General features: G+C 35.7%; 9 protein-coding genes. 7 read left to right on the top strand and 2 right to left on the bottom strand.

Features of this window, described 5'->3' with window-relative positions; genetic code table 11:
* Window positions 1–284: 284 nt before the first annotated feature.
* The 6 genes from M992_RS00135 (at window position 285) to gadC (ending at window position 7,669) form a co-directional block, all read left to right on the top strand.
* Window positions 285–1,082 carry an endonuclease/exonuclease/phosphatase family protein gene (locus M992_RS00135; protein ID WP_053906871.1) on the top strand — a complete coding sequence of 266 codons (798 nt, stop codon included), beginning with the start codon at window positions 285–287 and terminating at the stop codon, window positions 1,080–1,082.
* 142 nt (window positions 1,083–1,224) lie between these two features.
* Window positions 1,225–2,418 carry an NAD(P)/FAD-dependent oxidoreductase gene (locus tag M992_RS00130; protein ID WP_053906870.1) on the top strand — a complete coding sequence of 398 codons (1,194 nt, stop codon included), beginning with the start codon at window positions 1,225–1,227 and terminating at the stop codon, window positions 2,416–2,418.
* A 12-nt stretch (window positions 2,419–2,430) separates the two neighbouring features.
* Window positions 2,431–2,817, top strand: coding sequence for a helical membrane plugin domain-containing protein (locus tag M992_RS00125; RefSeq protein WP_134473774.1), 387 nt, complete (start codon window positions 2,431–2,433; stop codon window positions 2,815–2,817).
* Between the two features lie 25 nt (window positions 2,818–2,842).
* Window positions 2,843–4,030, top strand: a complete 1,188-nt coding sequence (locus M992_RS00120; protein WP_053906869.1) for an aminotransferase class I/II-fold pyridoxal phosphate-dependent enzyme — start codon at window positions 2,843–2,845, stop codon at window positions 4,028–4,030.
* A gap of 456 nt (window positions 4,031–4,486) precedes the next feature.
* Window positions 4,487–5,887, top strand: a complete 1,401-nt coding sequence (gene gad / locus M992_RS00115; RefSeq protein ID WP_053906868.1) for a glutamate decarboxylase — start codon at window positions 4,487–4,489, stop codon at window positions 5,885–5,887.
* A 234-nt stretch (window positions 5,888–6,121) separates the two neighbouring features.
* The gene (gene gadC, locus M992_RS00110) at window positions 6,122–7,669 is read left to right on the top strand and encodes a glutamate/gamma-aminobutyrate antiporter (protein ID WP_053906867.1); all 1,548 of its coding nucleotides are present in this window, start codon (window positions 6,122–6,124) and stop codon (window positions 7,667–7,669) included.
* 113 nt (window positions 7,670–7,782) lie between these two features.
* Here the strand turns inward: gadC and M992_RS00105 are convergent, their stop codons facing one another.
* The gene (locus M992_RS00105) at window positions 7,783–9,156 is read right to left on the bottom strand and encodes an amino acid permease (RefSeq protein WP_053906873.1); all 1,374 of its coding nucleotides are present in this window, start codon (window positions 9,154–9,156) and stop codon (window positions 7,783–7,785) included.
* 287 nt (window positions 9,157–9,443) lie between these two features.
* Here M992_RS00105 and queE point away from each other — a divergent pair, with 287 nt between their 5' ends.
* Window positions 9,444–10,115: a 7-carboxy-7-deazaguanine synthase QueE gene (queE, locus tag M992_RS00100; protein ID WP_053906872.1), complete on the top strand. Its 672-nt coding sequence runs from the start codon at window positions 9,444–9,446 to the stop codon at window positions 10,113–10,115.
* A gap of 156 nt (window positions 10,116–10,271) precedes the next feature.
* On the opposite strand, the gene queD is transcribed toward queE, so the two are convergent.
* Window positions 10,272–10,643: a 6-carboxytetrahydropterin synthase QueD gene (queD, locus tag M992_RS00095; protein ID WP_197076024.1), complete on the bottom strand. Its 372-nt coding sequence runs from the start codon at window positions 10,641–10,643 to the stop codon at window positions 10,272–10,274.
* Window positions 10,644–10,837 lie beyond the last annotated feature (194 nt).

Genomic DNA, 10,837 nt, shown 5'->3' with positions numbered 1-10,837 from the left:
AAGCCCCAAGAGAATATTCTCTTGGGGCTTTTTTGTTATAAATATTATTTTTCATTACATTTCTATTATTTACATCACTTTATATTTCATCAGTTATTAATATTTATTATTTAAAACAACTAAATTCAATATGTTATTTTAAATAAATATATTAGCTAGTTATAAAAATATCTAATATAGATAGTAAATAGACCTCTTTCTTATTTATGTTTTTTATCAATTATTCGCACTCAAATTTTGTTAGGATATAGCCATGCTCATAGAGCAATATATAGGAAAAAATAATGGCTAAGAAAACTTACTCAATGAGATATGTGGCAGGGGAGCCTGTACAACGGATCCAACCTATGTCTGAACATATGTTGGATGAGTCACTGCCTGTTGGTTTGCCATTATTTTCAGGAGGAGAATACCTGAATGTACTTATTTGGAATATTTATAAACAGCAGCGGCCTAACTGGCAGAAAGTTCTTCATGAACTAGTGGCAGAAAAAAAATTAATTTTATTACAGGAAGCACAAATGTCTCCTGAGCTAATTTCTTTCACTGCACGCGCTCAGTTAATTGCCGATCAAGTCCCAGCTTTACCTTTTTCGCCCCATCCTGCGGGTGTTATGACGCTGGCAACTGCACATCCCATTTATTGCTGTCCTCTTCGTGAAAAAGAGCCATTATTGAGATTAGCTAAATCTGCATTGATTACGGTTTATCCATTACCTAATGGACAGCATTTAATGGTGGTTAATGTTCATGCAGTTAATTTTAGTTTTGGTGTTGATGTTTATACTCGGCAATTAAATAAGCTAGGGATTCATATAAAAAAACATCGAGGACCAGTTATTTTAGGTGGAGATTTTAATGCATGGAGTCGCCAACGAATTAATGCACTAAAACGATTCATTCGGAGTGTGGGATTAAAAGAGGTAACTTACTTAGATGATCTACGAACTTTAGCTTTTGGTAGGCCACTTGATTATGTTTTTTATCGTGGCTTACAGGTTGAAAAATCTAACATAATAAAAACAAATGCTTCGGATCATAATCCAATAGAGATTAAATTTAGATTACCTAAAATGAATTAACATATATTATGATAACCTAAAAATATTATTATTTTAAAAATAATACCTGTATGGCATTAAAAATAATAATAAAATAATTTGCAGTTTCATTATTTCATTCTATAGTTATCAATACTTATATATTACTATTTAATGAGTCTATATGGAACCCTTACATATTTTCATTCTTGGCGGTGGTACTGGTGGGACAATATTAGCTAATATTTTAGCTAGAAAATTAAATGGTAAAATATCCCAAAAAAAAATAATAATAACATTACTTACTGATAATCCTATGCATTATTATAAACCCGCATTTATGTATGTTGCATTTAATTTATTTTTTAAAGAGGAACTATCTCGTCCACAATGCTCTTTATTAAGACCAGAAATAAATTTAGTTATTGATAAGGCTTGTTCTTTTGATTTTAAAAATAAAAAAATATTATCTGAATCTAAAAAAATATATAATTATGATTATCTGATTTTTGCTACAGGATGTGTTCCTCGGCCAGATAAAATTGAAGGTCTTCAGGATACGGGAGATCATTTTTATTCTTATCAAGCAGCAAGAAAATTAGCAGATAAAATATCTAAGATAGAAAAAGGACGAATATTTATTACGGTATCTTTTCCTAAAACCCCAAATGTACCACACCAATGTGGTATCGCTCCTATAGAAACTACTTTAATGCTTGATGAATTTTTACGTAAGCGCAGAGTTAGAGATAAAATTGAAATAATTTATACTTATCCTACAACCTCACAATTATTACGTAATTGCTTGTTTATGCAACAGCCTGTATGTGAGGTTATTCCTGAAATATTTAAATTAAAAAATATACAATTTCAGCGAGGCTTTACTTTAGAAAAAGTTGATCCGGATAAAAAAATTGCTTTTTCCTCAGAAGGAAAAAAGCAATCGTTCGATATATTAATTAGTACTCCTCCGATAACTGCTGTAAAAGCTGTTATTAATACAAATTTAAGTGAATATAACAATGGTGAAGGCTGGCTTCCAACAGATCATGAAACATTGCAGGTTTATGGGCTTGATAATGTTTATGTTCTTGGTGATACGGTCGATCTACCGATTAGTAAAGCGGGAGGAAGCTGTCATAATCAGGCTGGTGTAGTTGCTGATAATATTTATGGCCAAATAGTTTATGGTTATCCGAGTGCAATCTATGATGGCAGAGTACAGGCTATTGCCCAAATGGGACTTAATGCAGGAATGCCATTACAGTATGATTATAAGCATGATGTTATACCAACACCCGCCACAAAACTGGGTGGGATGTTCCGTAATGGCTTTAATCGTGGATTATATTGGGCAACAGTTCGCGGTCTAATGTAAAAGGTTAATCTTATGATAGATAAGATAGTCGATCAAAATATTGATACTCAATTATCAGAAGGTATTTCTCATTTTTTAGAAAAAATAACACCATTATTAAAACTAAATAGATTAGATAATATAGTAGATATTTTATCTCTATTATCTGATCTCGTGGATATTATTGATAATAGTACTATAGAAAAAATATCAAATAGTTTTGAGGATATATTGGTTCCTGTATGGGAAGTAATTAACGCCTTTAATATGTCTAAAATGGAATTATCATATATAGATAAAAAATATAATCTAAGAACAGTTTTTTCTTTATTAAAAGATCCTGATACCTTAAAAGGCATTTCTATTATATTAAGAACGCTACAAATAATGGCACAGAGAACACAAAAAACTTCTGAATGATAAATTATATTAACTTGGAGTTATTATGTCAAAAAGTAATAGTCTTTCTTTTAATACTCGAATTATTCATCACAATTATTCACCAGATAGTCACCTTGGGTCATTGATTCCACCATTATATCAATCATCAACATTTACTTTTTCGACAGTTGAAAAAGCTGGCGAATGTTTTAATGGCAAAGAGCAGGGGTATGTTTATACTCGAATAAACAATCCTACATTATCTTTGCTAGAAAGCCGAGTAGCTAATTTAGAGAATGCTGAAGCTGGTATTGTATTTTCATCTGGCATGGGAGCAATAACATCCGTATGTTGGTCTTTATTAAATCCAGGAGATGAGCTGTTAGTTGATATGACAACTTATGGTTGTACTTATTCTTTCTTTCATCATGGATTAGAGCGATTTGGTGTAAAAATACGACATGTAGATTTTAATAATATTGAATTATTTTCATTAGCAATTAACCATAATACCAAAATGATATTCTGTGAATCGCCAGCTAATCCCAATATGAAATTAGTTGATATTCAAGCCATAAGTCAGATAGCAAAAAAATATAATACCTTAGTCGTGGTCGATAATACTTATTGCACACCTTATATTCAGAAGCCAATTAATTTTGGTGCAGATATTGTTATTCATTCTTTAACTAAGTATATGAGTGGTCATGGTGATGTTATAGCTGGTGCAGTGGCCACATCAAATGTGTTGGCTGAAAAAATACGTTTCAGTGGGTTAAAGGATATGACAGGAGCATGTTTATCTCCAAATGATGCTTTTTTAATATTGAGAGGAATGAAAACCCTGCCAATTCGCATGGATAGAATTGTTTTTAATGCTCAGAAGGTGGCTGATTATTTAAATCAACAGCCAAAAGTAACGCAGTTATTATATCCGGGCTTAGCCTCATTTCCTCAATATGAATTAGCTTCTCGGCAAATGGAACTTCCTGGTGGTATGATCGCATTTGAAATTGTCGGTGGGTTAGAAGGTGGAAAACAATTATTGAATCGATTACAGTTATTCTCGCGTGCGGTAAGTTTAGGAGATTGTGAATCATTAGCCCAGCATCCGGCAAGTATGACCCATTCAACATATACTCCAGAAGAAAGATTGCATCACGGAATAAGTGATGGATTAATTCGTTTATCGATTGGCTTAGAATCAGCTGATGATTTGATCGCTGATTTGGAACAGGCATTTAATTTTTAGCTTATAATTTATAAACAATATTTAAAATTATATTTTTATATAGTAATGAAAATATAATAAATAATATCTTAATAAGATTTATTTATTTGATTGTTATTTAATATTAACTTAGTTTTAACCGAATTAATATCTTTTATTTAAAATCAATCGAATTAAGAAACTTAGGATTAACTAAATTTTATAATTTAAATTGTTTTTATTGATCTTGTTTGGATTATTTCAAATTAAATTAATTTAATTTGATTTATCTCTTGTATATTTATTTAATCGTCCTAATATTATCGTTAGTATGCTTTTTTATGAGGTTATTAATTACCTATGTAATTTTTTTCTAGGTATATACTGAATTTATTTATCCATAGAGTAAAAATAATCTTATAAAGGCTATTTTACTTAATATCTGAGCGAATAAACAACTAAGCTTGTTTCAATTTGGCATATTACAAGAGGTTTAACATGAATAAAAAATCAGTTGCTCCCGCTTATGATGGATTAGATGATGTATATGCATCAGTTGATTTATCATCTTCATTGCCAAAATCAAAATTTCCACTTAAAGAAAAAGATCCTCGCAATGTGTTTAGTGCCGTTCGTGATGAACTTATGTTGGATGGTAATTCCCGCCAAAATTTAGCCACATTCTGCCAAACGTGGGTTGATGATGAAATCCGTGAGTTAATGGATCTATCAATTGATAAGAATATGATTGATAAAGATGAATATCCACAAACCGCAGAAATAGAATCTCGCTGCGTTAAAATGCTAGCGGATTTATGGAATTCACCAACTCCAGATACAACCTTAGGCTGTTCAACTATAGGATCATCTGAAGCAGCGATGCTGGGTGGGCTAGCATTAAAATGGCAATGGAGGAAAAAACAAGCAGCAGCAGGAAAATCAACAGATAAGCCAAATTTAATCTGCGGACCGGTACAAATTTGCTGGCATAAGTTTGCACGTTATTTTGATGTAGAATTGAGAGAAATCCCGCTTGAAGGGGATCGGCTGATCATGAGCCCAGAAGAAGTTCTTAAGCGTGTGGATGAAAATACTATCGGTGTAGTCCCGACTATGGGGGTTACTTTCACCTGCCAATATGAGCCTGTAAAAGCAGTTCATGATGCCTTAGATAAGTTACAGAAAGACACCGGTCTGGATATTCCTATCCATGTCGATGGGGCTAGTGGTGGATTTTTGGCACCATTCTGTGCGCCGGATATTGAATGGGATTTCCGTTTACCTCGAGTAAAATCAATTAATGCGTCAGGGCATAAATTTGGGTTGGCACCTCTTGGTGCAGGCTGGGTTGTATGGCGAGAAGCCTCTGATTTACCAGAAGAATTAATATTTAATGTCAATTATCTTGGCGGTAATATGCCAACGTTTGCATTAAACTTCTCTCGTCCCGGTGGACAAATTATTGCTCAATATTATAACTTTTTACGTTTAGGCCGTGAAGGTTATGCGAAGATCCATAATGCTTGTTATGCGACAGCACAATATCTTGCCGCTGAAATTGAAAAATTAGGGCCTTTCGAGATTATTTTTGATGGTGATAGCCAAAAAGGTATCCCTGCATTAGCGTGGAAATTAAAACAAGATGCTGCTATTGGGGGGTATACCTTGTATGACTTAGCCGATAAATTGCGTAGCCGTGGATGGCAGGTTCCTGCATATTCAATGCCTGCTCATCGCGAAGATTTAGTCATTCAGCGTATTCTTGTTCGTCATGGGGTGAGCTATGACTTAGGCAGCCTACTCATTGAAGATATTAAACGTTCACTGGCTTATTTTGAAAAACATCCGGTCAGTAATCCATTATCTGCTGAAGAAGCAGGTGGCTTCAATCACGGATAATAGCGATATTGGTAATTTTTTAGTGATATAAATTAAAGGGAGCTTGGCTATAAATTGGTGAAGTTCTCTTATTATCGGAATAATTATATTTAATCATTTACGTTCACTACTTAAATTATTATCGCTATTTTAAGATCATATTATTTTAATTTGTAGAACAGAGGATAATTATTATTCTCTGTTCTAACTAAATGGCGGTAGATGTGTATCGTTGAGTTTTTCAGGAGAATGGTTATGGCTAATATAAAAAGTAGCTCCGTTCCAAAACAATTATCTTTATTAGGATTCTTTGCAATAACCGCATCGATGGTTATGGCAGTTTATGAATATCCAACTTTTGCAACTTCAGGTTTTAGCTTAGTTTTTTTCTTATTTCTAGGCGGATTATTATGGTTTATTCCAGTCGGTTTATGTGCGGCTGAAATGGCTACCGTGGAAGGTTGGGAAGAAGGCGGTGTTTTTACTTGGGTTTCAAATACACTGGGCGAAAAATGGGGTTTTGCCGCTATCTCATTTGGATATTTACAGATAGCCATTGGTTTTATTCCAATGCTTTATTTTGTCCTCGGCGCATTGTCTTATATTTTAAATTGGCCAGCATTAAATCAAGACCCAATAACTAAAACTATTGCGGGTTTAGTTATTTTATGGGTTTTGGCTATTACTCAATTTAGTGGCACCAAATATACGGCTCGAATTGCTAAGATTGGCTTCTTTGCAGGTATTTTATTACCCGCTATTATTTTAGTTATATTAGCGATTAATTATCTTTTTAGTGGTGCTCCACTTGCCATTGAAATGAACGCCTCAACTTTTTTCCCTGATTTTACTCAGATAGGCACTTTAGTGGTATTTGTTGCATTTATTCTGAGCTATATGGGGGTTGAAGCATCAGCGACTCACGTTAATGAGATGAAAAATCCTGGTCGTGATTATCCGTTGGCCATGTTGATGTTAATGATTGCGGCGATTTGTTTGAGCTCTATTGGGGGCTTGTCAGTTGCATCGGTGATCCCTCATGCTGAAATTAATCTCTCTGCTGGGGTTGTTCAAACCTTTGAGGTATTAATCGCTCATTATGGCGCAGGGTTTGAATGGGCTGTGCGAATTATCGCGGCATTATTGTTGCTGGGCGTATTAGCTGAAATCGCTTCTTGGATTGTGGGACCTTCTCGCGGAATGTATGTTACCGCGCAAAAAGGTATTTTGCCGCAATGTTTAGCTAAAGTGAATAAAAATGGTGTACCTGTTGCGCTGGTTATTTCTCAATTGGTTATTACTACTGTTGCTCTGATTATTCTAACAAATACTGGCGGTGGGAATAATATGTCTTTCTTGATTGCCTTGTCTTTGACTGTGGTGATCTATTTATGCAGTTATTTCATGTTATTTCTCGGATATATTCATTTAGTGCGTAAACAGCCAGAGAAAAAACGCGCTTTTAATGTACCTGGCGGTAATGGGGTTAAGATTTTAATAGCGTCAATTGGATTTATTGTATCGGTATTAGCATTTGTGGTTTCTTTCTTTCCACCAAGTTCATTACCTGGAAGCGAAGGTAACGAAATCTATGTGATCTCTTTGGTAATCAGTTTTCTTATTGTATTAGCCATCCCTTTTATTATTTACGGGCTACACAATAAAAAAGGTAAAACAACCAATGTGACTTTGGTACCCATTCAGTCACATAACGCGCCGAAAGGGCATTTCTTTATTCATCCTCGGGCACGTTCAATGCATCATTTTATCGTTAATGATAAGTCTGCAGGCGAAAAAAAATAGCGTTAAATTAAGCTAGATTCTGATGATAAAAAAGCCATTCACTGTAATCAGTTGAATGGCTTTTTTGTTAACTCAATATAATAATATCGGTCGATATTGATTTTTTTACTGGCTTATTTTTTACTGGTTTGTTTTTTAACGAAGATAAAATAAGTTAATGATAATATGATAACCCAGGCAATACCTACAATCAGAGCGACTCGGGTATTTTCAAAAAAGCCGAGCAGGGCAATGACAAAAATCATGAAGGCGATGGTCAGTAGTGGACCTACCGGCCAGAAAGGCACTGGGAATTTGAGCTTTTTCACTTCTTCTTGGCTCATTTTGCGGCGCATTGCAACTTGAGAAAGTAAGATCATTAACCAAACCCAGACGGTGGCAAAAGTCGCAATAGACGCGATAATAACAAAAATACGGTCAGGGATAAGGTAGTTAAGATAAACCCCGATTAACATCACGACTGACATTACCAGTACGGTAACCCATGGCACACCATTACGGCTTAGTTTGGTGAATGCTTTCGGTGCTTGTCCTTCATTAGCCATCCCGTACATCATTCTTCCGGCACCGAAAATATCGCTGTTAATCGCGGAAATAGCCGCGGTGATAACGACAATATTTAAGATATTTGCGGCTGAACTAATATTTAGGCTGGAAAAAATTTGCACAAACGGGCTGCCAGATAAGCCAATTTGATTCCATGGATAGATGCACATCAGAACAAAAAGGGTTAATCCATAGAATAATAAGATACGAATAGGTACAGCATTGATAGCTTTCGGGATGGTTTTTTCAGGATCTTTAGCTTCACTGGCAGTAATACCGATAACTTCAATTCCACCAAAAGCAAACATGACAATGGCGAGCGAGGCTATAACCCCTGTAACCCCATTAGGCATAAATCCACCGTATTCCCAGAGATTACTTATCCCTGTTGAATGCGCGGTTTCTTGGCCAAAACCATAAAACATCAAGAATGCGCCACCGACAATCATTGCGATAATAGCACTTACTTTGATGATAGATAGCCAGAATTCCATTTCACCAAAAATTTTAACATGGCATAAATTTAGAGCGCCAATAATTAAAACGACACTTAATACCCAAATCCACGGTTCAACATGGGGGAACCAGAATCCCATATAGGCGCCGAAGGCCGTAATATCGGCGAGACATACCACCAGCATTTCAAAAACATAATTCCAGCCGGTTAAGAAGCCGGCTAATGGCCCCATATAATGGCTAGCGTAATGGGCAAATGATCCCGGCACAGGATGATGGACTGCCATTTCTCCCAATGCGCGCATGACCATAAATACTGCGGCACCACCAATCATATAAGCTATCAGTACCGCAGGGCCGGCAGCCTGAATTGCCGATGCTGAACCATAAAATAATCCGGTACCAATCGCTGAACCTAACGCCATAAAGCGAATATGCCGGACACTCAACCCCTTTCTGAGCTGATTTTGATTACTACTTTGCATATCATTTCCCATATCTGTCATGATGTACCGGATATTGTCCCGGTTTATTTAAGAACATAGGAACAGTCCTATGTACGCAAGATGCTTACATTATCATAAAGTTGAGGAATCACGGGATAGATATCTACAAATTCTATGTCATTCTTTAAAGCGGCAGATATCTCTATCAGCTAACGATATTATTATTAGTACTAATTAGTTGATTGAATACCCGTTATCTCATCTTTCTGTATTTGGTCTACTTTGAGTATATAATGCTGGCTGAACTTAATGCCGTAGAGAAGGTTATGCAATATCCAATTAATGAAATTTTTCAAACGTTACAAGGTGAAGGTGTTTTTACTGGCGTCCCCGCAATATTTGTCCGTTTACAAGGTTGCCCGGTGGGTTGCAGTTGGTGTGATACCAAACATACTTGGCAGCAAGAGCCACAGAAACAGCGCTCTTTGGGGGATATCTTAATCAAGCAGGTTGAAAACGATGAATGGGCTTTTGCTTCGGTCGATGAAATTATTCAACGTTTTGAGCAACAGAATTACACTGCCCGTCATATTGCCATTACCGGTGGTGAACCTTGTATTTATGATTTACGGATATTGACCCAAGGGCTTGAAGCTCGCGGATATCGCTGCCAAATAGAGACTAGTGGAACCTATCCTATTCAGTGTTCAGAGAATACTTGGGTTACAGTTTCGCCAAAAGTCGGTATGAAAGGTGGATTAAAGGTATTAAAAGAGGCGATTGACCGCGCTAATGAGATAAAGCATCCGGTAGCAAGAGAGAAAGATATTGAGGCTTTAGATCACTTACTGTTATTAAGAGATAATATCAGTGATTTGACCGTTTCATTACAACCGATTAGCCAGAAGTTATCCGCCACTAAATTATGTATTGAAACCTGTATTGCGCGTAATTGGCGTTTATCCGTTCAGACACATAAATATTTAAATATTGCTTAACGGCTGAGTTATTTATTATTGTTCTAGAAATTATTGTTATTGTAGAAATTATTGTTGTTGTAGAAATTATGGTATCAACATCGATAAAGCGAGTGCATTAATTATTGGCGCTAATTATCGCAATGTAATTAGCGCTATTGCTTCATAAAGATTGAATTACCCGGCATCTCCACGATAGATACAACCCGCATTACAGGTTTCTTGTACCATGACGGCGCTAAGTAATGGCAACAAAGGTTTAGTTTTATGCCAAATCCACTGAGCTAATACTTCACTGGTTGGATTTTCTAATCCTTCTATCTCATTGAGATAATGATGATCTAGCTGTTGCCAAATCGGCTTAAAGATCCTTTTTACATCGCTAAAATCCACAAGCCATCCACTTTTGCTATCGACTTCCCCAGTTAATTCAAGGCGTACCATGAAAGAATGTCCATGTAGGCGCCCGCATTTGTGATCTTCAGGGACATGAGGAAGACGGTGAGCAGCCTCAAAATGAAAATCTTTAAATATTGTCGTACTCATTATCGTCTCCTTTGATATAGCTTAGCGGTGTATTCTACTTCAATTGCGGTTGTTTTCGCTATTTATTAATAAATTCTAATTAACCAGTTTTGCTGGTATCACTAATCAATCATTTTGTTTAGTTCGTTTAGTTATGAGTTATGGCTATCGTTTCTTATCCCTGTAGTTTGCGGTGTTATAACCTACTGTGCAGCTAT

It is taken from the genome of Moellerella wisconsensis ATCC 35017, from assembly GCF_001294465.1.
GTDB classification, from domain to species: domain Bacteria; phylum Pseudomonadota; class Gammaproteobacteria; order Enterobacterales; family Enterobacteriaceae; genus Moellerella; species Moellerella wisconsensis.
Note: the sequence above shows the minus strand (reverse complement) of the source record. Positions and strands in the feature narration are given on the sequence as shown.

Bases quoted from the DNA above. Each gene is read 5' to 3' on its own strand.
- M992_RS00135 (WP_053906871.1), top strand. From the start codon at position 285: ATGGCTAAGAAAACTTACTCAATGAGATATGTGGCAGGGGAGCCTGTA.
- M992_RS00130 (WP_053906870.1), top strand. From the start codon at position 1,225: ATGGAACCCTTACATATTTTCATTCTTGGCGGTGGTACTGGTGGGACA.
- M992_RS00125 (WP_134473774.1), top strand. From the start codon at position 2,431: ATGATAGATAAGATAGTCGATCAAAATATTGATACTCAATTATCAGAA.
- M992_RS00120 (WP_053906869.1), top strand. From the start codon at position 2,843: ATGTCAAAAAGTAATAGTCTTTCTTTTAATACTCGAATTATTCATCAC.
- gad (WP_053906868.1), top strand. From the start codon at position 4,487: ATGAATAAAAAATCAGTTGCTCCCGCTTATGATGGATTAGATGATGTA.
- gadC (WP_053906867.1), top strand. From the start codon at position 6,122: ATGGCTAATATAAAAAGTAGCTCCGTTCCAAAACAATTATCTTTATTA.
- M992_RS00105 (WP_053906873.1), bottom strand. From the start codon at position 9,156: ATGCAAAGTAGTAATCAAAATCAGCTCAGAAAGGGGTTGAGTGTCCGG.
- queE (WP_053906872.1), top strand. From the start codon at position 9,444: ATGCAATATCCAATTAATGAAATTTTTCAAACGTTACAAGGTGAAGGT.